Annotated in this window: 15 protein-coding genes and 2 pseudogenes; 8 read left to right on the top strand and 9 right to left on the bottom strand. The window is 72.3% G+C overall.

The features are described from left to right. Positions 1-22 precede the first annotated feature (22 nt). Positions 23-2104 (bottom strand): molybdopterin cofactor-binding domain-containing protein, encoded by a 2082-nt coding sequence (locus ACIQGV_RS09900; protein WP_402493193.1) that lies wholly within the window; start codon positions 2102-2104, stop codon positions 23-25. Positions 2105-2401: 297 nt separating this feature from the next. On the opposite strand from ACIQGV_RS09900, the pseudogene ACIQGV_RS09895 reads away from it, so the two are divergent. The 3 genes and pseudogenes from ACIQGV_RS09895 to ACIQGV_RS09885 all read left to right on the top strand — a co-directional run. Then, positions 2402-2668 (top strand): annotated as a pseudogene (locus ACIQGV_RS09895) (transposase); the annotation flags it as partial. Between the two features lie 464 nt (positions 2669-3132). After that, positions 3133-4515, top strand: a complete 1383-nt coding sequence (locus ACIQGV_RS09890; RefSeq protein WP_402492816.1) for a DUF5685 family protein — start codon at positions 3133-3135, stop codon at positions 4513-4515. A 628-nt stretch (positions 4516-5143) separates the two neighbouring features. Beyond that, positions 5144-5920 carry an endonuclease/exonuclease/phosphatase family protein gene (locus ACIQGV_RS09885; RefSeq protein WP_402492814.1) on the top strand — a complete coding sequence of 259 codons (777 nt, stop codon included), beginning with the start codon at positions 5144-5146 and terminating at the stop codon, positions 5918-5920. 130 nt (positions 5921-6050) lie between these two features. Here the strand turns inward: ACIQGV_RS09885 and ACIQGV_RS09880 are convergent, their stop codons facing one another. Continuing rightward, on the bottom strand, positions 6051-7478 hold the full coding sequence (locus tag ACIQGV_RS09880; protein ID WP_402492812.1) for an MFS transporter: 1428 nt from the start codon (positions 7476-7478) through the stop codon (positions 6051-6053). Positions 7479-7574: 96 nt separating this feature from the next. Here ACIQGV_RS09880 and ACIQGV_RS09875 point away from each other — a divergent pair, with 96 nt between their 5' ends. Both ACIQGV_RS09875 and ACIQGV_RS09870 read left to right on the top strand, forming a co-directional pair. Further along, positions 7575-8210 (top strand): helix-turn-helix domain-containing protein, encoded by a 636-nt coding sequence (locus ACIQGV_RS09875; protein ID WP_402492810.1) that lies wholly within the window; start codon positions 7575-7577, stop codon positions 8208-8210. Positions 8211-8421: 211 nt separating this feature from the next. Next, positions 8422-11202, top strand: coding sequence for a SpoIIE family protein phosphatase (locus ACIQGV_RS09870; protein ID WP_402492809.1), 2781 nt, complete (start codon positions 8422-8424; stop codon positions 11200-11202). 55 nt (positions 11203-11257) lie between these two features. On the opposite strand, the gene ACIQGV_RS09865 is transcribed toward ACIQGV_RS09870, so the two are convergent. From ACIQGV_RS09865 to ACIQGV_RS09855, 3 genes are all read right to left on the bottom strand, one after another. Continuing rightward, positions 11258-12136 carry an ABC transporter substrate-binding protein gene (locus tag ACIQGV_RS09865; protein WP_402492807.1) on the bottom strand — a complete coding sequence of 293 codons (879 nt, stop codon included), beginning with the start codon at positions 12134-12136 and terminating at the stop codon, positions 11258-11260. A gap of 737 nt (positions 12137-12873) precedes the next feature. After that, positions 12874-13353, bottom strand: a complete 480-nt coding sequence (locus tag ACIQGV_RS09860) for a hypothetical protein (protein WP_402492805.1) — start codon at positions 13351-13353, stop codon at positions 12874-12876. 984 nt (positions 13354-14337) lie between these two features. Continuing rightward, positions 14338-15366 (bottom strand): L,D-transpeptidase, encoded by a 1029-nt coding sequence (locus ACIQGV_RS09855; protein ID WP_402493191.1) that lies wholly within the window; start codon positions 15364-15366, stop codon positions 14338-14340. A gap of 721 nt (positions 15367-16087) precedes the next feature. Here ACIQGV_RS09855 and ACIQGV_RS09850 point away from each other — a divergent pair. Next, the gene (locus ACIQGV_RS09850) at positions 16088-17056 is read left to right on the top strand and encodes an endonuclease/exonuclease/phosphatase family protein (RefSeq protein WP_402493189.1); all 969 of its coding nucleotides are present in this window, start codon (positions 16088-16090) and stop codon (positions 17054-17056) included. Positions 17057-17118: 62 nt separating this feature from the next. On the opposite strand, the gene ACIQGV_RS09845 is transcribed toward ACIQGV_RS09850, so the two are convergent. After that, on the bottom strand, positions 17119-17385 hold the full coding sequence (locus tag ACIQGV_RS09845; protein WP_402492804.1) for a hypothetical protein: 267 nt from the start codon (positions 17383-17385) through the stop codon (positions 17119-17121). A 749-nt stretch (positions 17386-18134) separates the two neighbouring features. Here ACIQGV_RS09845 and ACIQGV_RS09840 point away from each other — a divergent pair. Next, positions 18135-19535, top strand: a complete 1401-nt coding sequence (locus ACIQGV_RS09840; protein ID WP_402492803.1) for an isopeptide-forming domain-containing fimbrial protein — start codon at positions 18135-18137, stop codon at positions 19533-19535. A 98-nt stretch (positions 19536-19633) separates the two neighbouring features. Here the strand turns inward: ACIQGV_RS09840 and ACIQGV_RS09835 are convergent, their stop codons facing one another. Beyond that, positions 19634-22003 (bottom strand): CHAT domain-containing protein, encoded by a 2370-nt coding sequence (locus tag ACIQGV_RS09835; RefSeq protein WP_402492801.1) that lies wholly within the window; start codon positions 22001-22003, stop codon positions 19634-19636. Between the two features lie 20 nt (positions 22004-22023). Continuing rightward, the gene (locus ACIQGV_RS09830) at positions 22024-23229 is read right to left on the bottom strand and encodes a hypothetical protein (protein ID WP_402492800.1); all 1206 of its coding nucleotides are present in this window, start codon (positions 23227-23229) and stop codon (positions 22024-22026) included. A gap of 241 nt (positions 23230-23470) precedes the next feature. On the opposite strand from ACIQGV_RS09830, the pseudogene ACIQGV_RS09825 reads away from it, so the two are divergent. Continuing rightward, positions 23471-23808 (top strand): annotated as a pseudogene (locus tag ACIQGV_RS09825) (alpha/beta fold hydrolase); the annotation flags it as partial. Positions 23809-23821: 13 nt separating this feature from the next. On the opposite strand, the gene ACIQGV_RS09820 reads toward ACIQGV_RS09825, so the two are convergent. Further along, positions 23822-24155: peptidoglycan-binding protein (locus ACIQGV_RS09820; RefSeq protein ID WP_402492798.1), on the bottom strand; the 334-nt coding region annotated here is incomplete at its 5' end.

The raw sequence follows: 24155 nt of genomic DNA, 5'->3' as shown, positions 1-24155 counted from the left end.
CGGACGGTGATCGGCAAGTCGGTCAGAAGTTGATCGGGAAGCGTCGGGGCCTGGTGCCGGTGGCGCGGGCGTAGGCGTTGGCGACGGCGCCGGCGGCGGCCGGGACGCCGAGTTCGCCGGCCCCGCCGGGTTCGCCCCGCGACGGCATGATGTGCGCCTCGAAGCGCAGCGGGGCGTGCCGCTGGCGGGCCCAGTGGAAGTCGGCGAAGCTCTTCTCGCGCACCGCGCCGCGGTCGATGTGCAGGCCGGCCTGGAGCACGGTGGAGATACCGTCGACGGCGGTTCCCATCAACTGGGCCTCCAGCCCACTCGGGTTGACGGCGGTTCCGACGTCCGCCGCCATCACCACCTTGGTCACCCGGGGGTTCTTCGGGTCGGTGGCGTCCATCTCCACCAGGCAGGCCACACAGGACCCGTACTCCTCGTGGACCGCCACACCCTGCGCGTGGCCGTCCGGCATGGCCCGGCCCCAGTGTCCGGCGGACGCGACCTTGTCGAGCACGGCCTTGACGGTCTTGCTCCTGAGTGTGGCCCGCCGGAACACGACGGGGTCCTTGCCCAGTCGTGCGGCGACCTCGTCGACGACCACCTCCTCGGCGGTGCGTATCGTCCCGGAGTCGACCGAGCGCCAGGCGCCGAGCGGCATCGCCAGCTCGACCGAACCCGAATCCCCGGACAGGCGCCCGAAGTTGTACAGCCCGCTGTCACTGGGCAGCGGGCCCGCGGCACGGACGGCCACCGCACCCTGGGCGGACACGCCCTCGAACGACTCGCTCACCGAGGCCGTCGCATGGGCGAAGGCGACCACCCTCCCCCGGGCGTAACTGGCCCGTATCCGGTGGTGGGAGGCGGGGCGCATGCGGCCGTGCCGGATGTCGTCGGCGCGGCTCCACATCAGCTTGACCGGCAGTTTCGCCTTCTTCGAGATCCGCGCCGCCTCGATCGCGGCGTCGTGGTCGAGCCTGCGTCCGAACGAGCCGCCGCCCCGCACGACATGGACCCGGACCTTCGGCTCCGGCAGCCCGATCTCCGCGGCGATGGCGCTCCGCGCGCTCTGCGGTGTCTGCGAGGAGAACCAGATCTCGGCACGGTCGGCGCGCACGTCGGCCACCGCGGTCAGCACTTCCATCGGCGCGTGGCTGACGAAGGCGAACGCGAACTCTGCCTCGACCTGGGCCGATCCACCGGGCGCGGCACCGAGCAGGGGGACGGCGGCCCGGAGCCGGGCGCGGACGGCGGCGTCGGACAGCCCCGCGAGCGGGCCCGGCGCCCAGGTGATCTTCAGGGCGTCGCGGGCCTTGAAGGCGTGGTGGAAGGAGTCCGCCACCACGGCGACACCACCTGCGATCCTGACGACCGCGTGGACACCGGGCATGGCGCGGGCCTCCCGGTCGTCGACCGAGACGGCCTTCCCGCCGATCGTCGGAGGCCGGGCCACGACCGTCGGTCTGGCCCCGGCCACTGCCAGGTCTCCGGCGAACTTCGCCTTCCCCGTGACGATGTCCCGCGCGTCGATACGGGTCGTCGGCCGCCCGATCACCCGGTGCCGGGACGCCGGCTTCGGCTTGGCGGGCACGGCGGTCCGGCGAACGCGGGCAGCTCTGACCGTCAGGGATCCGAAAGTGGCCGTACGGCCGTCGGGTGCGACCACCATCGTGTCCCGGGTGCGCAGGGTTCGCGCCGGCAGGTTCCACCGGAGGGCGGCGGCGGTCACCAGCCGGGCGCGGGCGACGGCGGCCAGTTGCCGCGCCGGCCCGTACAGCGAACTCACCGAGCTCGAACCGCCGGTGAACTGGTTGCCCCTGGTCCGGGCGTCGGCGAGCGGGATGTCGACGTCGACGAGCCGGGCGTCGAGCTCCTCGGCGATCATCATGGCGACCGCGGTCGTGACGCCCTGGCCGACCTCGGCGCGCGGCAGCCGTACGACGATCTTGTTGGCCCGGGTGACCTCCAGGACCAGCCTCTCCTCGTCGTCGCCGGTCACGAGGACGGCGGACGGCCGAGCGGCACCGTCGGCGGTCTCCTCGGCTCCCTGCGCGGACGGCGTGTCACAGCCGAGCGGTGCGGCGATGGTCAGGGTTGTCGCCGCGAGTGAGTAGACCACGAACTTCCGGCGGGACAGCTGGCGGGCCAACGGGAGCTCCTCTCCGAGAACACGAGGTCGGTTCCCCTGGTAGGAGGCGTCCGTGCTCCCCGAGGTTCCCTGTGCGCGTCACCCGCTCCCCGCGCACCCTGCTTTGAGCACCCTCTGCCATGACTTGGACTGCTCATGTGATGCGCCGTCATCGGGATCCTCCGTGGACACCCGGCCTTCAGGCCGGGGTGGGGGCGCCTCCCGCTCGCCGGGGAGAGACGGACTCCTGCGGAGCGGGGCGAAGGAAAGCCGAACCGCCGGGCGCTGGAGGAACGCACCCGTGTCCGGCTCGCCATGGCCCGGGGCGGGAGCTGTCCCGCAAGGCCAAGGGGTCCGGCGACCGGGACAAGGCCGCCGCAGGGTGGCCCGGGGCATGCCCGGATCGCCGACCGCCGGCAGGACTTCCTGCACAAACCGTCGGCTCGGTCCGGCCGTGAGAGCCGAACAGCCGTGACCGAGGACCTCATCGTCCGCGACCTGCTCCAGAACCACGGACTCGCCCGCGCCGTCCAGGATGCGGCCTGGACGGAACTGTGGTCCGTACCGGCCATGCGGAGCGGCGGAGCATTCGATCGCGGCGGAGCGGGAAGGCCATGACGCCACCGGTGGGCTGCTTCCCCATGACTCGTGCACCTGGACGCCGACCGCTCGGCACACGGACGGGCAGGACGCACCACTGCTGACCGGACACCGGGGTTCTGTGCCCCCGGCTCGGCTTGTCGTTCGGCTTTCGGCCCCGGCCATGCCGCTCAGCCGGACACCTGGGTCAGGTAGAAGAGTTCGGGATCGCCTTCGTCCAGGCCGTGGAGCAGGCCGACCGGGCTCCAGCCGGCGCGCTGAAGCGAAACCGCAGCTCACACACTTGCGCGGGACAGGCTTTAGCATGTCCCCCGTTGAGTGCCGGGCGGCCCTGCGTTCCGCGCGGTCGTGCCTCATGTGCGACGTTGCCGCCCGTCCGGCTGTGTCCTGGCAGCCGTGTCTACGGGGGGAGAACTTCGGTGTTCGGAATCATCAGGCCGTGCCGTCATCGCCTGGGCGAGGGCATGCGTACCGAGTGGATGGCGCATCTGTGCGGGCTGTGCCTGGCGCTGCGCGGCGAGTACGGGCAGTTCGCACGGGTGGCCACCAACTACGACGGCCTGATCGTCTCGGTGCTGACCGAGGCGCAGTCGGAACGCACCGGCGACTGGCGGCGAGGCGCCGGTCCGTGTCCGCTGCGCGGGATGCGGTCGGCGGACGTGGCACAGGGTGAGGGCGCCCGGCTGGCGGCGACGGTGTCGCTGGTGCTGGCCGCGGCGAAAATACGTGACCACGTGGCCGACGGCGACGGCCTGCTGGGCCGCCGCCCGGTGACGCCGGCGGCACGCCGGATCGCCCACAGCTGGGACCGCGCGGGTGCCGCCGGCGGCGAACGGCTCGGCTTCGACACCGCGGTGCTGCTCGACGCGGTCGAACGGCAGTCGGAGATCGAACGGCTGACCGGCCCCGGCGGCTCGCTCCTGACGGTCACGGAACCTACGGAGACGGCGACCGCCGCCGCCTTCGCGCACACCGCGGTGCTCGCCGACCGCCCGGGGAACGCCGAGCCGCTGGCGGAGGCCGGGCGTCTGTTCGGCCGGCTGGCGCATCTGCTCGACGCGGTGGAGGATCTGGACGCGGACGAGGCGACCGGCGCGTGGAACCCGATCACCGTGACCGGCGTCGCCCGCACCGAGGTGCGTCGGCTCTGTGACGACGCGGTCCATGGGATCCGGCTCGCCTTGTCCGAGGCTGAGTTCGTCGACGGGCGGCTGGCGCAGGCGCTGCTGGGCGTCGAGTTGGAGCGTGCCGTCGACCGTGTCTTCGACCCCCGGCATCGTCACCACCGGCACCGCCACCAGGCACAGGGCCCGCGCATGCTTCCTTGGCTGGGGCGTCGTACGGCGACGGAGACACTCCCGGGGACCGGCACGGGCACGGACTGCGGGGTCGGGGTGCTTACAGGCGCGGCCCCGGAGGGCGCCCCGACGGCGTCGGGCCGTCCCTCGGAGGGGCAGTGCCGGCGTTGTGGCCAGTGGCGCCGGTTGTGCCGCGATTGCAGGTTGTGCTCCAACTGCTGCACCTGCAACGAGGACGCCGGCCAGGACGACGCGGAATCCTGGCAGTTCGGTGACGGCAACCGCAGCAGCGACTCTCGCCGGGACGGTTCCGGGGGCGACGGCTGGTTCGGCGGACCGAGCGGCGGCGGTTCGGGCGGTTCCTGGGGCGGTTCGGGCGGGGGCGGCCGGGGGTCGGGGGGCTCCGGTGGCTCCGGTGGTTCCGGTGGTGGCTCGGGGGACGGCTGCTGCGGTGGCGGGGGCTGCTGCAACCCCTGCAAGTGCTGCTGCGACTGCTGCGACTGAACGACGGACGAGCCAGGAGGGCCCCGGCCCGGAAGCGAACCGGGTACGGGGCGGTACGTCCTGACCATCGCCCCCCCGACATCGGCTCGCAGTCTCCGAGGGCCACATCGCCGCCCTCGGACTTCCTGGGCCGGCTCCCGGCCGGGGGGCTGCGTGGCCTCGCTCGTGTCCCCGCAGGCGCCTTTCCCGGGCGCGGCACCACCCTGCTGCTCGCGGCGGTGCTTCCGTCGCCGTGCGCGCTCCTGGCTCTCGGGCACAGCCGGTTCAAGGGTCCGCACCGCCCCTGGCGCTGGGAGAGCTGCGCGGCCGCCTTGTTCGCCGCAGGGTTCATCTCCTGCGCGACAGCCGCGATGTGGGCCCTGTGAGCAACCCTCGGGGGCACCTTCCGGCCGGCAACGGCGCAGCGGCGGCCGTCTCCTGCGGAGTCCGCGAAGTGACCGCGAAGTGACGCCGACGCGTGTGCGCATGCCGCGGTTGCGGGCCCGGGACCGTACGCCACCGGCTCCCCTCTCACGGCAGTGTCCGCCCACGGCTTCGGTCCCTCCGGCGGCATGGGCGACAGTACGATCAACGCCGTGAGCGCTCCCCGCACGGCCCGGCAGGCCACCGGACGGAAGGTGACAAGTTCATGAAGGCCCTGCGACTGCTGACCATGAACACTCTCTTCACCGGCGATGTCCCGGCCCGGCTGCGTGCCCTCGGCGCGGCGCTCGACCGGTCCGACTACGACGTCGTCTGCCTGCAGGAGGTCATGTTCCGCCGCAACGCCCGGCTGATCCGCCGTGCCGCTCCCGCGTACCGGCACTTCGCCTGCTCGGGCACGGTCCTGCTCAAGGGCGGCCTGGTGCTGCTGTCCCGGTGGCCGATCAGCCGGTGCCGGTTCGTGCGGTACCCGATGACGGGCCCGGTGCGCGGCGAACTCCTCATGCGCAAGGGTGCACAGCTGGCGTCCGTCGCCACCCCGGACGGTGAACTGGTGATCGTGAACACCCATCTGTCGGCCAACCGCGACGACGACTGGTCGCCCGCGAACCGGTACATGCGGATCGCGGACGCCGAACTGGCCCGGCTCACCGAGCTGATCGCGGCCGTCAGCCCGTCCCTGCCCGTCGCCGTGGTCGGTGACCTGAACCTCCCGCGCGACTCGGCGGCACTCACCGGCTTCGCCGCCGCAACGGGGCTGCGCGACATCCTCGCCGGCGACACGCGTCCGACCTACCGGCCCACCCCTCGATGGCCGTCGCCGCCGGCTCTGGACCATGTACTGGTCCGGGCCGCGGCCGGGGAGACGCTGACCGGCAGCGCCGACTTCGTGTTCCAGGACAAGGTGCCCCTGGGCGACGGCCGCCAGGCATACCTGTCCGACCACTACGGCGTGCAGGCGCAGCTGATCCGGTCGAAGTGACGCGGAGACCGGTCCGGCCGGGCTCCAGGAGCACGAGGCGGCAGGCACGGAGCCGCCCGGTGGAGGCGGGCGAGGCGGCACCCGGCAAGGGGACGGCGCCCTTCGACGGGCAACGGTGCGTCGCGGTGGGTCACGCGGCTCGCCGCGCTCGCGGGGAGGCGGCACCCGCGCCGGCCTCCTTCGGCCGTGATGTGCGGGCGACGAGGAGGAGCAGTACGCCGCAGGCGGCGACCAGGATCCAGCCCGGTCGGGACGCGTGTGCGAGCCCCGTCGGACCGACGGACGTGACCAGGCCGCCGGCCAGAGCGATGCCGAGAGCGGAGCCGAGCTGCCGTGCGGTGGAGGTGATCGCCCCGGCCACGCCGGCACGGGCGAGCGGCAGTCCGTTGACCGCGGTGTCGGTGAGCGGGGCGTTGGCGAAGCCGAACCCGATGCCGATGAGCGAGTACGCGGCCAGAAGCAGGAGCACGCTCGTGTGCGGGGTGAGCCGGACCATGCAGAGGCCGCCGGCCGTGATGAACCCGCCGGCGAGGAGCAGCGGCAGCCGCGGCCCCGCGCGGCCGACCATGCGGCCGGACCAGGGGGCGCAGACGGTCGCTCCGACGGCCAGGGGCAAGGTCGCCGCCCCGGCGGCCAGCGGCGTCCATTCCCGGGTGTGCTGCAGATAGAGGGTGTTCAGCAGCAGCGCCGTGTTCAGGGCGACGAAGACCGCCACCGCGCCCACGACGGCACCCCTGAAGGCCGGGCGCCCGAAGAGCCGCAGATCCATCAGAGGCTCACGTCGGCGGGACTCGACCCACACGAATCCGGCTGTCGCCACGGCGGCCCACGTGTATCCCGCCAGTGCCTCGGGCGACGTCCAGCCGATGCGCGGACCTTCGATCAGGACGCCGACCACGCCTGCGAGGACCATGGTCAGCAGGGCCTGGCCGGGCAGGTCGAGCCGCCGGACCCGTGGCGCCCGGGACTCCGGCACGAACACCGCGCTGAGCAGCAGAGCGGCCGCGACGACGGGCACGTTGATCCAGAACAGGGCCCGCCAGTCGAGCCCCGCGAGCAGCGCGCCGCCCGTGACGGGTCCGGCGGCCATGCTCAGTCCGAACACGGACGCCCAGACGCCGATCGCCTGCGCCCGTTCCTTCGGGTCCGGCATCGCGTTCACCACGATCGCGAGCGCCACGGGACTGAGCATCGAGGCGCCGGCGCCCTGGAGGGCGCGGGCCGCGACGAGTACGCCCGCCGACGGGGCGAGCGCGCAGATCAGTGAGGCCGCGCCGAACACGGCCAGCCCGCACTGGAACACCCGGCGGCGTCCGAAGCGGTCCGCCAGTGCGCCGGAGGAGATCAGGAGGCCGGCCAGGACGAGGACGTAGGCGTCCACGATCCATTCGAGACCGTGCATGCCGGCGTCCAGGCCGCGCCCGATGGCCGGCAGACCCACATTGACGATGGTGGTGTCCAGACCCACCAGGAACATGCTCAGGCAGCAGACGGCCAGCACCGTCCAGCGTCTGCGTGCGCTCAGCAGGGGCTGAACAGGATGTGTCGTCGCGGTCACGGTCCACCTCTGACGTCCGGGAACAATGCCCGGCAAGACTCGGCCCGGGCGAGGGCCGCAGCCCATCGATTTTGCGGACACTGCAAAACTGGACCCATGAACGCAGAGACCAGGGACACGGAGCTGGAGCAGATCCTCGACGGCATCGGGCCCCGGCTGCGCAGGCTGCGCAAAGAGCGGGGGCTCACGCTAGAGGCACTCGCGGCCACGACCGGGATCTCGGTCAGCACACTGTCCCGGGTGGAATCGGGCCACCGGCGCCCGACCCTGGACCTGCTCATCCCGCTGGCACGAGCCCACCGTGTCGCCCTCGACCAGCTGGTGGAGGCACCGGCCAGCGGTGACCCCCGGGTGCATCTGCGGCCCCTGCGCAAGGAGAGCGGCAGCGTTCTCGTGCCGCTGACGCAGTACCCGGGCCGGGTGCAGGTCTTCAAGCAGGTACTGGCACCCCGCCCGCCGGAACTGGTCACCCACGCGGGCTACGAATGGCTCTATGTCCTCGCCGGCCGGCTACGCCTCGTCCTCGGGGCGCAGGACTTCACGCTGCGGCCCGGCGAAGTGGCCGAGTTCGACACCACCGAGCCCCACTGGTTCGGCCCCGCGGACACGAGCGCGGTGGAGATCCTGCACCTGTTCGGTCCGCGAGGGGACCAAGCCGTCGTCCGCACCGGACCGTCCGTGACCGGTCCCGTCCCGCCGGCCGCCCCGGAACCGTCGTCGACAGCTTCATGACCCGCGACACACGGCGGGAGGCGGGCAGGCTGTTCTCGGCGGCGGCCCGGGCGGCTCTCCAGGCGCCACGGCGTCCACGCCTGCGCCCGGGGCGACGCGCCGTGGCCGCCACCGGGTCCCCCCGTACGGACGGCTTCCCGCTCGCCGCGGCACCGGCCCGGCGGGCCCGCCCTGAGCCGCGCACGCCGGGCCGGTCACTGATACTGAGGAAATGGGCAAACTTGGACAATACGTCCCGACGGGTCGACGGGACGACCGAGTGCCGCCGAAGGCCGGGCCGCCGGAAGCCGGCCCGCGGGCCCGCCGCCGTCCGACCGGCCGACACGCGCTGTCGTCGCTGAAGCCGCGCAGCGTCGCCGGTCAGGTCTTCCTGCTGCAACTGGTGGTCGTCCTGCTGCTCATCGCCACCGCCGTGGTGGCGCTCGTGATCCAGGACCGCAACCGCGCGATCCAGGAGGCGGGCGACCGGTCGCTGGTGGCGGCCGAGTCCTTCGCGAACGCCCCGGGCACCGCGGAGGCGATGAAGAGCGACGACCCGACGGCGGCACTCCAGCCACATGCCGAGGCGGTGCGCAAGAAGACCGGCGTCGACTACGTCGTGGCACTGAGCCCCTACGGCTTCCGGTGGACCCACCCGGACCCGGACCAGATCGGGAAGCACGTCTCCACCTCCTACGGCGAGGCACTCGAGGGCGAGCCCCACCAGACCACGTTCGACAGCAGTCTGGGGAAAGCGGTCGACTCCACGGTGGCCGTCTTCGACGAGCAGGGGACCGCGGTCGGCCTCGTCACCGTGGGGGTCACGGTGGACAAGGTGACCAGTGTGGTGCAGCACCAGCTTCCGGTGATCTTCGCCGCCGGCGGTGTCGCGCTGCTGCTGGCCGCGGGCGGGTCGGCACTGGTCAGCGGGCGCTTGCAGCGCCAGACCCGGGGCCTGGGGCCGGTGGAGATGACCCGCATGTACGAGCACCACGACGCGGTGCTGCACGCGGTCCGTGAAGGCGTGATCATCCTGGACGGCGACGGAAGGCTGCTGCTGGTCAACGACGAGGCACGCCGGCTGCTCGCACTGCCGCCGGAGGCCGAGGGCAGGCCGGTCACCGGACTCGGGCTGAGTCCGGCCCTGGCCACACTGCTGGGATCGGGCCGGGCGGCCACGGACAAGGTCTTCCTGGCCGGGGACCTCCTGCTCGCGGTCAACGTGCGGCCGGTGGGCCCGAAGGAGGGCAGCGTGGCCACCCTGCGGGACACCACGGAGCTGCGCGCCCTCGCGGGCCGGGCGGACGTGGCGGGCGGGCGCCTGCAGCTGATCTACGAGGCCAGCACGCGGATCGGCACCACCCTCGACATGAAGCGCACCGCCGAGGAGCTGACCGAGGTGGCGGTCCCGCGCTTCGCCGACTTCGCCACCGTCGAGCTGGTGGAGCCCGTGCTGCTCGGTGACGAACCGACGGGGGCGCGCATGGAGATGCGCCGCATCGCCGCCGCGGGCATCCGGGAGGAACCGCCCCTTCACCCCGTCGGGACGCTCATGCGCTACATACCCGACAACCCGGTGGCCATCGGCATGGCCACCGGCCAGCCGGTCCTGGTGACGCAGCTCGCCACGGCCGACGGTTGGCGGGCCCAGGACCCGGAACGGGCCCAGAAGGTCATCGAATACGGTATCCACTCCATGATCTCGGTGCCGCTCCAGGCCCGGGGCCAGTTGCTGGGAGTCGTGGAGTTCTGGCGCTCGGAGCAGGATCCCTTCGAGTCGGACGACCTGTCCCCCGCCGAGGAACTCGCCGCCCGGGCAGCCGTGTGCATCGACAACGCGCGCCGCTACACCCGCGAGCACACCACGGCCGTCACCCTCCAGCGCAGCCTGCTGCCCGGCGCACTCCCCGAGCTGTCCGCCCTGGAGGTCGGACACCGGTACCTGCCCGCCCAGGCGGGGGTGGGCGGCGACTGGTACGACGTCATCCCCCTGCCGGGAGCCCGGGTGGCCCTGGTGGTCGGCGACGTCGTCGGACACGGTCTGCACGCCGCCGCGACGATGGGCCGCCTGAGGACCGCGGTGCACAACTTCGCCGCCCTGGACCTGCCTCCGGACGAGCTCCTCGCGCACCTGGACGACCTGATCACCCGGATCGACCAGGGCACCGCGGCCGAGGGCGACACCGAGGCCGTCACCGGCGCCACCTGCCTGTACGCGGTCTACGATCCGGTCTCCGGGCGGTGTGTGCTCGCCCGGGCCGGTCATCCCGCTCCGGCACTGGTCTCGCCCGACGGCTCCGTGACCTTCCCCGACATCCCCGTCGCCCCGCCGCTCGGCGCAGGAGGAGGTCTGCCGGTCGAGACGGCCGAACTCCTGCTGCCTGCCGACAGCCGGCTGGTCCTCTACACCGACGGCCTGGTCGAGGCCCGGGGCCGCGACATCGACATCGGGCTCGGCATGCTGAGGGAGGCACTCGCCCATACGGACGGCGCCACCCCGGACGACACCTGCCGGGCGGTGCTCGACGCGATGCTGCGCACCAGGTCGAGCGACGATGTCGCCCTGCTCGTCGCACGCACCCGGCTGCTCGACCCGGAGCAGGTCGCGGAGTGGGAGGTCCCCGACGACCCCGCAGCCGTCTCCCGGATCCGCGCCGAGGCCACCCGCAGGCTGGAAGCCTGGGGGCTCGGCGAGGCCGTCTTCACGACCGAGCTGATCCTCAGCGAACTGGTGACGAACGCCATCCGGTACGGGGCGAACCCCATCAGCCTGCGTCTGCTGCACGACCGTGACAGCCTGATCTGCGAGGTCGGCGACGGCACCAGCACCTCCCCGCACCTGCGCCGCGCGACACTCACCGACGAGGGTGGCCGTGGTCTGTTCCTCGTCGCGCAGATGTCCCGCCGCTGGGGGACCCGGTACACCGACCGAGGCAAGATCATCTGGGCTGAGCAGGCGCTCGACGCCGGTGCCGCCGGGGACCTGAGCGGCCTGCTGACGGCGGACCTGTGAAGCAGGACGGAGACCGAGGCGCCGCCCGCCGCGGGGCGTACGCCATCCGGAGCGTTCAGGAGCCGCTGTCGACCGTGAGGTACGGGATCTTGGCCGGGTCCTGGCCGAAAGCGGCCCCGAGATAGACGGCCGACAGCTTGGTGAGCGTCCCGTCGTCGATCAGCTGCTTGATGATCCGGTCCAGCTCGTCCTTGTTGGGTGACCCCTTCGGGTACAGGGCGCCGTACCCCTGGTCGGTCCGGTACTGGCCCACGAGGCGCACCCTGCTTTCCTGCTTCTGGGGATACGCCAGCAGAATCGTCGTGTCGTGGACGACCGCGTCGATCCGCCCCTCCTCCAGCGCCGTGACCATCTCCGGGTCGTTGGCGAAGGCGGTGACGGGCTTGGTCGGCTTGAGGCGGTTCTCGACGAACTCCTCGCCCGTGGTGCCCTCGGCCACTCCGATGCGGACGTCACGGATGTTGTCCTCGCCGATGTTCTCGCCGTCCCTGATCAGCACTCCCAGGGTCGAGGAGAGATAGGGCGGGGAGAACTCGGCGACCTTGCTCCGTTCCGGGGTGATCGTGATCTGCGCCAGGGCCAGGTCGAAGTCCTCGGTCCTGCCGGACACGACCTCAGGGAAGGGCGCGTTCTCCACCTTCAGCCGGTCGAGTCCTGACCGGTAGGCGATGTTGGCGGCCATGCAGTACTCGTAGCCGCTCTTGACGGATTCCGGCGTGTCGCCGTTCCACCAGCCAGGCGCGGGCAGGGTCGTCCTGACCGTGAGGGCGCCCGCCGTCCGGGGTGACAGGTGGAACTCCCCGTAATGCCCCGAGACCTGGCAGTCGCCGTAGCGGACGTTCGACGGCTCCGACCCGTCCTGGTCACAGGCCGATGCCGCGACGATGAGCGCCATACCGGCAGCCAGAGAGACGATCGCTGCCGCGGCGCGCATCATTGCACCTCCGGTAGGGGCATACTCCTTGAGTCACCATAAATCACCCCGCCCCATATGACTGCCGGAGCCACGTGGGAAGGCTCCGGGACGCGCGGGCCGGGTCGCCCCGTCCTCCGGCGGTGTCGCCGTGGCCGGCCGGAAGCCCGGGCCTTTCCGGGCCCCGCACCCCGGTCGCGCCGCACCCCGGCATGATCAGCCGGGCGGCGGCACCCGAAGAGACCGCGGAGCGGGTCGCCCGCCCCCGGGACGTGACTCCTCGCCGCTCAGGAACGGGGTCGTCGCCCGCCTCCTGCGCGCGAGCCCTTCGAGAGCGGCGCCGGCCGCGATCAGCGGGCGTGGCGTCGTCGCAACGCACGGCGCGATCCGCCCGGTCCGGCGCCGGACCGGGCGGATCGCCGCTGAGGGGCCGGGCGGTTCCGCGCTCCGGGGTCGCACCGGTGACGGACCGGACCCCCGGGGCCTCCCGGACACCGCCCTTGCAGACGGCCGGCCCGCCTGCGCCGCAGACCTCCTCGATCGCGTCGCCCGCCGTCGCACGCGCGCCCGATCCCGTCAGCCACGCGGTCGGCGTGACCGACGGTGACACGTCCTGCCCCTTCCGTCCGGCCACGACCTGATCAGGGGATGTCCGGACACGGTGTTCCCGGGCGCCCCCGCCGAAACGGCTGGTGCGCGAGCCGGGCCGTGCCGGAGGGGCGGAGGCACGTGCGTGCCTCCGCCCCTCGGCGGCTGTGTCAGACCTGCCAGAGCACAGTGCACCAGACCTCGTTGTTGTCGCCGATGCCGCAGTCGGCGATCTCCCCGCTGCGGACCTTCGTCCAGACACCCTTCGCCCGCCAGTGCCAGCTGCCGACCCGTGAGAACCGCTCGTGGTAGCCGTGGCCGGCGAACGTGAAGGCGTCGACGTCGTTGCCGGTGCCGTTGCCGCCCCGCGTCCCGTTGCCGAACGACGCCTGCTTGCACCTGGCGTGCTTGAACTCGCTTCCGGGGCCGCCTTGCCAGTTCCACACGTCACAGTAGTGGGGGCCTTCGCCGAGGCTCGTCGTGTAGTGCATCGTCTCGCCGGTCCGGTTCTTCACCGCGCCGCACAGGGAGCCGCTGCAGACGTCCGCGGAGGCGGTCGTCGCCCCCGCGACCACCACTGCGGACGCCATGAAGGCGGTGGCGACGACGGCCACGGCTGTCCGGTTGGCCCGGGATATCGACTTGCGCATGACAATTCCGTTCTCTCGTTGCGTCGGCCTGGTTCATGCTTGACACGACTGCCGACAGGGCGGGCGACGACGTCGCTCCCGGAAACGCCCGCAGGCCGGTGCCCGCGTTCCGTCCGGCACGCGTTGCGTACCGCGTTCCGCCTGACGGCACGCAGGTCGAGGATCTGCTCAGGGGCGACGGCCACAGCGTCGGACGCCTCGTGCCCCTGGGACAACACCCGTCGCCCCACCTGTGACGGTGGAACGATCCCACCCCCGGCCACCTGCAGAAACACGGAAGCCTGGGATGCCCGTGGGACGGGAGGCCCCTTGAAGGCGGCCCGCGAGGTCGAGCACGGCACGCATGATGAGTGTGCGATGCCGAAGGAGCGTGCTGCCGAACCGGTCGGGCAAGCACTCCTGCACGAGCATCAGAACCGTCCGCGCTCACAGGGCACCGTGCCGCCGGAGGTGGCGACCGGCGTGACGGAGCACGAGTTCGGCCGGCTCGTCCCGGTCCGGTCCCGGGCACGGGTCGAGACGGGCGATGCCCGGCGTCTCGTCGCCGGCGGCGGGCCGATGCCGGTCGACGGCGAGGACGGCAGTGTCCGCATCGTCCCGGTCGTGAGCTTCAAGACGAACGACTGGCAGAACGAACACTGTCGGCGGTTCAGGGGACATGCACCGTCCGGCGCACAAGTCCCGCTCAGCGCGCATACGGCTCGGGTCCTTGCGGACGAGAGGCGGCCGGCTGCCCTGCGCGCCCTGCGCCGACGGGTACGGACGCTGAATCCGCATCAGTCGCTCGCCCACGTGTCGGCACCGGAGCGCGGCGAGGCACCCGGCCGCGAACTCGTCGGACCGGCGGAAGCGGAGGTGCCGACACCCGGCTTCCCGCTGGTCCGGACGGCTGGCCCGGCCTGTCCCGCCGAAGCGGTCCCCTCGACGGCACACCCGATGTCCGCCGCCCCGCCGCGGCAGGCGGTCCGCAGGACCACGCGGACTTCAGATCAGGGGGGCGACGCGCGCGGCGGCCGGGGCGGAGGTGCGTTCCGCAGCGGGTGAGAGCGGCAGGGTGCTGCCTGCCCGCCATTGCCCCCAGCCGAGGTTCCAGTCCCCGTAGCCGTTGCCGAAGGCGGTCATCGGTTGTCCGGGGCCGCCGATGACACGGATGACGTCGCCCGGGGTGAGGGTGTTGTAGAGCCAGACGGCGTTGTCGGTGCCCATGCCGGTGCAGCCGTGGCTGACGTTCTCCACCCCGTGGGCGTCGGCCGACCAGGGAGCGGCGTGCAGGTACTCGCCGCTCCAGGTGACCCGGACCGCGTGGCGGACCTTGAGGTCGTACGCATCGGGACTGTCCTTGGGGATGCCGATGGATTCACCGTTCATCCGGACGGCGGGCTGCTTGTCCAGGACGATCTTGACCCCGGTGCGGGTCCGGTAGCCGTCCTTGCCGGTGGTCACCGGGATCGTCCTGACGGTCTGGCCGTTGCGGTACACCGTCATGGAGAACTCGGCGATGTCGGTGACCGCCTCGACCCGGTCCCCCGTGGTGATCCTCAGCGCTCGCGACCGGCCGCCGTACAGCGAATCCGTGATCCTCACGCCGTCGAGGGAGCTGCGGGCGGTGATGACGGCGTGCGCGGGCCAGAAGGACGGGGGCCTGAAGTGGAGGGTCTGCGCGTCCACCCAGTGCCAGGATCCCGCGGCGTGGGGGACGGACGTGACCCGCAGTCCCTGTTCGACCGTGGCACGCGCCTGCCGGTCGCTCCGTGCCACCGGGTGACTGAGACGCGCCGTGAGCGGCTGTCCCACCCCGTAGACGCCTGCCCCGGGCCCGAACCGGACAGTCAGCACCTCAGCTTCGGACGGCCGTGAAACAGCCCTGGACAGCGGCCAGGAGGGGACCACTGTCCAGGACGAAGCCCTGGCGGCAGAAGGAGGGGCGATGCCGGAACGGGAGCCCTCGGTGTGCCTGACGGCCCTGTCCTTGTCCCTGTGCACCGTCCGAGGTGCCTCCCCTCCGAGGTGCATCGCAGGAGCCATCAGCATCACTCCTGCGGACACCGGCAGAATGCCTCGTTCCCACAAGGCACGCGTAGGCATGCCGACCTCCCGCCGAATAGAGAGCACTGGAAAACAGACTGCACCTGAATGATCAACGCGCTCGCCCGCCGGCGCGAGCCGACCGCCGGAGACCGGGACCCCGCCCCCGGCCGGCACGACCGCACCCGACTCCCCGTCACCTAGGTGTACTGCCTTGTGAGGTTGGGGACGCGGAGGGTCATGTGGCGGAGCCACCTGTCCCTCCGCGCCGTGCGGCTGGGGGCACCTCCCGCGCCCTTGAGGCAGTGGGGGAGTGCGTGCCGGGCGTCGCGACGCCGCGGAGATCCGTCAGAAGGGCCCCAGCCCCGGCAGCCGCCCGCGTCGAGGACAGGGACGCGCCAAGAGGCACTGTGCGGCATCGGCCGAACGGTCGTCCTGACGGCACCGGCCGGGGTCCGGAGCACTGCGCCCTCCCGCCGCACCGGCCTCTTCGGCCTGCACCCTCGCACCGGACCTGTCACACGTCCGGCCGACGGCTTCCCCGGCAAGAACAGGAACCGATCCTTCCGACGGGTCGTCCTGGGTAGCGGGCCCAAGCGGACGGGAAGCTCCGGCGCATCGGAAGGACAGCGGCGTGACGCCGACAGTGAAGGCAGCGGTACTCCGGTGGGCGCGGCCCCGGCCGGGGCTGCGGGCTCCGGGCGAGGACGTGAGAGAGGGCTCACGGGGCCGGTCGGTCCGGGCACGGGGGCAGGTGCTCGCCGCGCTGGCGGTGTCGACGGCCGGGCTGCTGGCGTTCCCCCGGGCGGTACCGAACTCCCCGGGCCGCCTGGGCAGTCTGCTGGAGACCTTCCTGCCGTGGCTGGGCCTGGTGGCCGTGGCGCTGTTCGGCCTGGCACTGCTGCGTCGTTCGGCACTCGCTCTGGTGGCCCTGCTGCTGCCGGTGGCGGCCTGGACGCACCTCTTCGGCGGACTGCTCCTGCCCGGCGCGAAGCCCGGCGCGCACGACCTGGTCGTGGTGCAGCACAACGCGAGCGACGAGAACACCGACGCAGCAGGCACCGCCCGCGCCCTGGCCGGTGCCGGGCCGGACCTCATTGCGCTGGAGGAGCTGGTTCCGGAGACACTGCCGGTCTACGAGAAGACGCTCGCCCCGCGCTACCCGCATCACGCGGTCCGGGGCACTGTCGGGCTCTGGTCGACGTATCCGCTCACCGGAACCCGGCCGGTGGACATCAAGCCCGCCGGGATCACAGAGCCGTGGAGCCGCGGGCTGCGGACCACGGTCCGCACGCCGCACGGCGACATCGCCGCGTACGTCGCGCACCTGCCCTCGGTCCGCGTCGGAGCACGCGGTTTCACGGCCTCCCGCCGCGACGAGAGCGCCCGTCTGCTCGGCAGGGCCGTCGCCGCCGAGAAGCTAAGAACAGTGATCCTGCTGGGCGACCTGAACGGCACCGTCGACGACCGCGGGCTCGCTCCGCTGACCTCACGGATGAACGTTCCCGAGCGGGGCTTCGCCCTCAGTTTCCCCGCTGCCTTCCCCCTGGCCCGGATCGACCAGGTCATGGCTCGCTCAGCGACCGTCGGCGACATCCGCACCCTGCCCGCCACCGGCAGCGACCACCTGCCGGTCACCGCCCGGATCACACTGGAGGACGGCTCGGCCCGGCCCTGAAGGGGACCGGGCCGAATCGACGTGCCGGCTCTTCCGAAGGCGTACCGCCGTCCCCGAGCCGCTCAGGACTCCGGCACCGAGGGCGCGGCCGGCGGGCCGAGCAGCGCGAGGGCCTCGGCACTGGGCGAGGCGGGCTCGGCGTGGTGGACGACGAGTTCCTGGCCGGGGGCGGAGCGGACGCCGAAGGTCTGCATGGTGAGCGTCAGCGGGCCGACCTCGGAATGCATGAAGCGCTTGCGTTCCAGTGTCTTGCCGCGCGCGTCGCGGCGGCCCCACAGCTCGGCGAATTCGGCGCTGGTGTCCAGCAGTTCGGTGAGGACCTGGCGCACACGGGGGGTCGTCGGGGGCCGCGCCGTGACCGAGCCGGAAGCCGGCCACGCAGTTGCGTGCCACGGCGTGCCGGTCACGGCAGAAGGCCGTCGCCGCTGATGGACGGCGGGACGAGAGCGTGTGGCCGAGGGTGGCGACAGCCACGCTCAGCACGGCCCGCACACCTCTGCCGGTGCCCCGGTTCGCAGGTGACTTCACTTCTCCCCCTCGCGGACGACGGTCTCCCCTCCGGCTCTCCACCAAAGGACCACCAGCATGCAACCCTCACGGCGTGGTGGAGCCGATGCCTCATCCGGCGTGCCAAGAGACGCAGTTCCATTCATGTGGAAGCCGTCCGCTTCACCACGGTCCGACGAACGCCGTGCGCTCTGCGGCCCGCCACGGCACCGACGTGCCGCTGCGCCGGGAGCGTCAACCTCGCTCGCGGCTGATTCACCCTCAACAGGGACAACCGCACAGGGCCCGACGGGGACTTCCGGTCATGACGGGGCGGGCGGGAGAGGGCCGAGAGATGCATGGGGTGGCTGCGGTGCGCCTCGGCCCCGGGGGCGACGGAACGGAGGGAGAGGTTCCGGTGGCGGATCCGCAAACGTGCCCCGCGGGATTGACCAAACTCCTTCGCCTGTCACTTTACGTGTCCACTCGAATGCGATGCGCTACGGAGCGTTTCGGCTCCGCCGCGGCGCGCAGAGGTGCGGCCGGCGGTGCGTTCGTTCGTTCCAGCAGCGTCGACTCGAGAGGAAGAACCATGACCACACCTCCCGCTGCTCCGCTCCGGGTCGCTCTGGTCAACGGCAGCTTCGAGCAGCCCGTCGTGACCGGCGTGGAGATCCTGCCGGACGCCTCACAGACCCAGGCCCCCAAGTGGGTCCCGGGCTGGTTCACCACCGCCTCCGACCACAGGATCGAGCTGTGGCGTTCGGGCTTCCAGGGGGTGCCGGCAGCCGACGGCGCCCAGTTCGCCGAACTCAACGCCAATCAGGTCTCCACGCTCTACCAGGACCTGCCGACCACTCCCGGTACGAAGCTGTACTGGCGGCTGTACCACCGCGGCCGCCAGGGGGACGACACCATGGCGCTGGACATCGGCGCGCCGGGCTCCGTGGTGGAGCAGAGGCGCTTCACCGACGGCAACACCGCCTGGGGCCACTACACCGGCACCTACACCGTCCCGGCGGGCCAGACGCTGACGCGCTTCGCCTTCCGTTCCCTCTCCGCCGCCGGCGGCAACCGCGGCATCGGCAACTTCCTGGACGGCATCTTCTTCGGCACCGCTGCCCACGTGGTGCTCGACAAGACCGCCGTTCCCGCGGGGCCGCTGGAGGTGGGCGACGTCGTCACCTACCGCGTCACCGCCAGGAACGAGGGCGGCGGCGATGCCGAGAACCTCGTCCTGACCGACTCCGTCCCCCAGGGCACGACATACCTGCCCGGTTCGCTGCGCATCGTCGACGGCCCCGACGCCGGAGCGCAGACCGATGCGCAGGGCGACGACCAGGCGTACTACGACGCCCGGGCGAACAAGGTCGTCTTCCACCTCGGCAACGGCGCCACCGCCGCGGACGGGGGCAGCCTGCCCAGTACCGAGACCCTCCCGGCGGGCACGACGGTGGAGTACCGGGTCACCATCGACCGGGCCAGTGGCGGCAAACAGATCAGCAACACCGCGACCGCCTCCTACGAGAACCGGCTCGGCGACACTCCGGAGCCTCTGACATCCACCTCCGACGAGCAGGTCGTCCAGGTCGAACCGGCTGCCGACCTGGCCGTGACGAAGGCAGCCGACGCCACCACCGTCACCGTCGGCCAGACCGTGGCCTACCGCATCACCGTCCACAACACCGGCCCGAACGACGCCACCGGCGTCACCGTCACCGACCGGCTCCCCGACGGCCTCGCCTTCCTGTCCGCCACCGGCTCCGGAAGCTACGACCCGGCCACCGGGCAGTGGACCGTGGGAGACCTGGCCGACGGCGCCCGCACCACCCTCGTACTGCGGGCCAAGGCCACCGAGACCGGCCTGGTCAGCAACACCGCCACCGCCACCGCCACCGAGAAGGACCCCGGCACCACCGACAACACCGACACCGTCAGCGTCTGCGTCACGCCGGCCCCCTCCTGCTGCGATCCCTGCGCCGGCCGGAAATAGCCCCCTCCCCCGGCCGATCACCCCGAGGAGCGTCGCGGTCCCTGCCCGGGGGCGGCAAAGGCTGCTCCAGCGCGCGAGGCCCGGAGCCGGCGTCGTGTCTACTCGCCCTGTGAAGCGGCGAGGGCGGTCGCCGCCGGGCTGCCGTACACGGCGTAGGCCAGCCATGTCGGATCGCCGCCGTACAGGTCGCGGACCTCCTGCCGGGCCGCGAGGGAAGCCTGGCCGAGCGGCCGGCGGTGTGTGATCAACTGGTCGTAGAACGCCTCGGCGAACTGCAGCGCGGAGCGGGACCGGACGGGCCAGAGCGTGCCGACGAAGGCTCCCGCTCCGGCGTTGAGGAACTGGGGCGCCCATCCGAGGCTCTCGCCGAACCAGTCGATCTCCCCCGCGCTGCGGCAGGCGTTGAAGAACACGAGCGGGCGATGGGGACGCAGTGTGCGCAGCTGTGCCGCCGACGCCAGGTCGATGGGGTCGAACGGCCCGTCGGCCATGGTTACGCACGAACCGGCTCCCGTGAAGGCGTTGTGGCAGGCGAAGTGGAGCAGACCCGCGTGTCCGGCCTCGATCAGTGCTGTCAGCGCCGCCCGCTCGGTCAGCACGTCGCCGTCGGACGCCTCCGCCCCCAGCAGCGCCCGGAGCGACGACACCTCGGCGGCGGCGTCGTCCGGTGAGCCCGGCGGTACGACGAAGGCCGCACCCCGCAGCGTCATGCTGCGGACCCTGTCCTGGCCGAACACCCTGCGCACCACCGGAAGCCACTCGGCCAGAAAACCTCTGTCCTCGTGCCCCTCGTCCAGCGGATAGAGCAGTTCCCAGGGGACGACGTCCTGCTCCCCCAGCACCGTGAAGGCCGTGATCCGTTCGGACTCGTCCCAGAACTGCCGCCGGACGGGCCGGGGAACCGCCGACGTCCACAGCTGTACGCCGTGGTTGCGCAGGCGGTCACGCACCCGTGAGGCATCCCCCTCGCCGTCGGTCGCGGCCGTCCCGGCGGCTCGCTTCAGCTCCGCGTAGATCCGCTCGGTCGCCCGGCCCCCGTCGCCGGCGTAGTGAATGACCTCCGGCGGGTAGAACGTCTCGCTCATCAGCTGGAAGCTGAACGTGCCGGCCGCCTCGTCCCTCAGGACCTGGAGCGTGACCTCTCCGGGGTCGAACGCCATGGAGGGCAGGGACACATGGCGGTGAGGTCCGTCCTTGGTGACGTTGCCGTGCCCGACCGCGATCTGGCACGTCACCTCCCCGAGGAACGTCCCGCCGCGGAAGGCCCGCACGGTGGCCTGGTGCAGTCCTGGTCGTGGGGCCTTCAGCCGGAAGAGCAGGACGTCCGAGTCACGGCCCGGCACGATGTGCAGCTCCTGCTGGAGCTCACCGAGCACCACGAGACCGGGTGCGTGAACGGTGACCAGGATGTCGGCGCCGTCCGGCGGCACGTGAAGGGGACGCAGCAGCTGCACCCCTGGTCCCTCTCGCTCACGCCCCCGGACGACCTGTACGTGCAGGGGAACCTCCCGCCCGGGCGCCGTCTGCTCCGCCAGTTCCGCGACCAGTTGGCGGGGCTCCGCGGACCCGCCGTCCGCTTCCCTCCCCGCGGCGGGCGGGGTGGGCGGCGGCCCGGTCACGATCGGCAGGGCACCCGGCCCCGACGGGACCGCGGCGTCGCCCTCGACGTCGTCCTCAGCAGGTTCCTCGGCGACGTCGTCCGGTCCGGACCGCCGGTTCTGTTCCGCGACGAGCGCCATGAGGGTCCGGACATACTCTTCTCGTACGGTGAGGGAGTCCCGACGCATGTCCTCCAGGATGGTCTCCAGTCGTTCCGGAGCGATCGCGAACTGTCGGACGAGTGCCTCGAGCCGGTCCAGGTCCCCTCTCCCCAACCTGAGTTCGCTCTGTCGGAAAGCTTGCCGGTCCATCTCCAGGTGGCGCTCCCGGGCCATGTCGAGCGGCCTGTTCTCCTCCGGCCCTCTCAGCCGGACCAAGAACTGCAACTGCAGCCCGAGACTCGCGCCCATCTCGTTCCACCGGTCGTCGGCGAACATCGCCGAGAGGGCGCGTCCCGCCCTGTCGGCGTCCGTCGCCGCGTAGGTGTACGTGACCCTGCGCAGTGCCTCCTCGACCGGGGCCCTGAACCGTTCGGCGACGTCGGTCACCTCGGCGACGGCGACACGATGGGGGTCGGCCACCCTCCACTCGATGTCGACCTCTGCCCGGAAGACGTCGGGCCCGTCGGCGGCGGGCAGCACCGTCCGCAGCGTGGTCATGAACGTGCCGAGCGCGATCTCGAAGACCCTGACCGGCCGGGCCGGCGTCCAGCCACCGGTACGCCTGCGGCCGTAGGCCGTGATCACGCTGTGGCTGCCGTTCCGGTAGAGGACGACCAGGGCCTGTGTCGCGGCCGGCCGTGGGACACCGCGTGTCTGCGGCACATAGGACCGCAGGAGCGGACCCGGCACACCTTCGTTCCTGCCCATACTGCCCTCCCGGGCTGCCGCTAGGGGACGGTGGTCATGGCCGTGCTGATCTGCGCTGCCACCGACGGCAGTTCCCAGTAGGCGGAGTGGGTCCACATGCCGGTGCTTGCGGCGTGCGGCACGCAGACGTCGACCGGAGCAGTGCCGTCGTGGAGCCGGAACACCCCGGCGGCGACGAAGGCGAGCATGTCGAGGGGTTCCCAGAGGTTCGTCCAGCGGCTCAGGGAGGGAGGCAGCACGACCGGCTCCTCGCCCGCGTAGGGCTGGATCCGGCCGCCTCGCGGGTCGCACGCGTGGAAGAAGGCCGCCTGCGAGCCGAAGGTCACGAGAGAGGACGTCCACAGCGGCGTCGTCGCGGTGGCCATGTCGACCGCGACGACTCCGCCGAGGCTGTGGGCGACCACACGGACCGGACGGCCGGGCGTCCGTCCGAGGCCGGGGTCCACGCTGTCGATCGCCTGTCGTACGCGGGCGTGGACCGCCTCGCGGTGGCGCTGGTAGACCAGGACGTCTCCGAGGAACCGGGTGGTGCCGGGCGCGAACCTGGTCCGCAGTGTGTCGTTCAGGCGTCCGGCAGCGGCACGGACGGCCGCGCCGGCCACACGGTCCAGGTCACGCAGCCGGTGGCGCAGCATCACCCGCAGTCGCCCCTCGGCCTCGTCGCCCGCGCGCAGTCCGTCGTAGGAGCCGAACGCGTCGCCCTCGAAGTCCTCCGCGTCGATGAGGACCTGGGCCAGAGCCCGGCCCGTCTCGAACAGCAGGACCGGATCGTCGGTGTGCCGCAGCCACTCGGTCCTCGGCCATTCCTCGGCCAGACAGTCCAGCGCCTCGTCCGGCGTGACGTGCTGCGGACCGCCCCTCAGGCCCGTACCGGCGTGCCGTTCCTCGTCGGCGAGCCGCTCCCGGGCGGCTGCCTCCACCTGTCCCCACGGATTCGCCGGCGGGGAGTCCGAAGCCGCCGGCGCCCCGGCGAGCACAGCCTCCGGGACGGTGAGGGCGGGGAGGTCCTGCGTGTCCCGCAGCCCGCTGCCGGTGCCGGTGTCCGACGGCGTCGGGGGGCGGGCCGGGAGCGCCGCCCTGACGAAGCGGTCGTCCGCGCCGAGGTCGCCCCAGTAGACCGGCACCATCGTGAGGCCGGTCGCTGCCTGCAGGCCGGCGACCGACGCCGCGAAGCCCCTCTGGTCACGGTTGCCCACGCCATGGATGACGAAGACGGGATCGTCCATGCTCTGCGGCTCCTCGCGCTCTTCCAACTCCTGCAGCTCTGGGCTGAGTTGACGCTGGTCGAACTATCCCACGACGAGGAGGGGACTGAAGGCGGTCCGCCGGCCTGCGCAGGGACGCGGACCGCCGGCCGCTCCCCTCGGGGACCGCTTCCTGCCACGATTTCCTGCCACGACGGGCCGGCCGGCACGAAGCCCAGGACATCCGCGGCACGAGGGACGAGAACCGGGGGGAGAGGGTCCGGTGCGCGCACGAGTACGGACGGCCGACGGACGCCGCCTCATGGTCGAGCAGCCGGGAGATCCCGGAGGCAGAGCGGTGTTCCTGCTGCACGGCACCCCGGGCAGCAGGCTCGGCCCTGCCCGGCGCGGAGCGGTTCTTCACCGGCGCCGTATGCGGCTCATCACCTGCGACCGGCCCGGCTGCGGCCTCTCGGACCGCGGCCCTGGGCGCCGCGCCGCGTCGCGGACGCCGTCGCCGCGATCGCGGACCACCTGGGAATCGATCGTCTCGCCGTCGTCGGACGCTCGGGCCGCGCTCCCCACGCGCTCGCCCGCGCCGCACCGCTGCCCGGCCGGGTGAGGTGAACGGCCGTCAGCCCCTCAGGGCTGCCCAGGTCTGGGGACCCACGATGCCGTCGACGACGATCCCGGCACGGTGCTGGAACTCACGCACATGCGTGTCGGTGACGGGACCGAAGTCCCCGTCGACGACCAGCGGTTCCATGTGCGGCAGCCGCATGTTGAGCAGCTGCTGAAGCTCTCGCACCGCAGCGCCCCGGGAGCCCGTGCTCAGCGTCCGCTGACCGGCGGAGGCACCCGTCCCCCCGCCGCCCCTCAGGGCTGCCCAGGTCTGGGGACCCACGATGCCGTCGACGACGATCCCGGCACGGTGCTGGAACTCACGCACATGCGTGTCGGTGACGGGA

Origin of the sequence: Streptomyces sp. NPDC093094 (genome assembly GCF_044754345.1) — a bacterium.
In the GTDB taxonomy this organism is placed as follows: Bacteria; Actinomycetota; Actinomycetes; order Streptomycetales; family Streptomycetaceae; genus Streptomyces.
The sequence above is the reverse complement of the archived record's forward strand: the minus strand, read 5'-3'. Positions and strand labels throughout refer to the sequence as shown.

Excerpts from the sequence above, each read along its gene's own strand:
- ACIQGV_RS09855 (WP_402493191.1), bottom strand. The coding sequence starts at position 15,366 with ATGCACCTCGGAGGGGAGGCACCTCGGACGGTGCACAGGGACAAGGAC.
- ACIQGV_RS09870 (WP_402492809.1), top strand. The coding sequence starts at position 8,422 with ATGGGCAAACTTGGACAATACGTCCCGACGGGTCGACGGGACGACCGA.
- ACIQGV_RS09840 (WP_402492803.1), top strand. The coding sequence starts at position 18,135 with ATGACCACACCTCCCGCTGCTCCGCTCCGGGTCGCTCTGGTCAACGGC.
- ACIQGV_RS09835 (WP_402492801.1), bottom strand. The coding sequence starts at position 22,003 with ATGGGCAGGAACGAAGGTGTGCCGGGTCCGCTCCTGCGGTCCTATGTG.
- ACIQGV_RS09830 (WP_402492800.1), bottom strand. The coding sequence starts at position 23,229 with ATGGACGATCCCGTCTTCGTCATCCATGGCGTGGGCAACCGTGACCAG.
- ACIQGV_RS09865 (WP_402492807.1), bottom strand. The coding sequence starts at position 12,136 with ATGCGCGCCGCGGCAGCGATCGTCTCTCTGGCTGCCGGTATGGCGCTC.
- ACIQGV_RS09885 (WP_402492814.1), top strand. The coding sequence starts at position 5,144 with ATGAAGGCCCTGCGACTGCTGACCATGAACACTCTCTTCACCGGCGAT.
- ACIQGV_RS09875 (WP_402492810.1), top strand. The coding sequence starts at position 7,575 with ATGAACGCAGAGACCAGGGACACGGAGCTGGAGCAGATCCTCGACGGC.
- ACIQGV_RS09860 (WP_402492805.1), bottom strand. The coding sequence starts at position 13,353 with ATGCGCAAGTCGATATCCCGGGCCAACCGGACAGCCGTGGCCGTCGTC.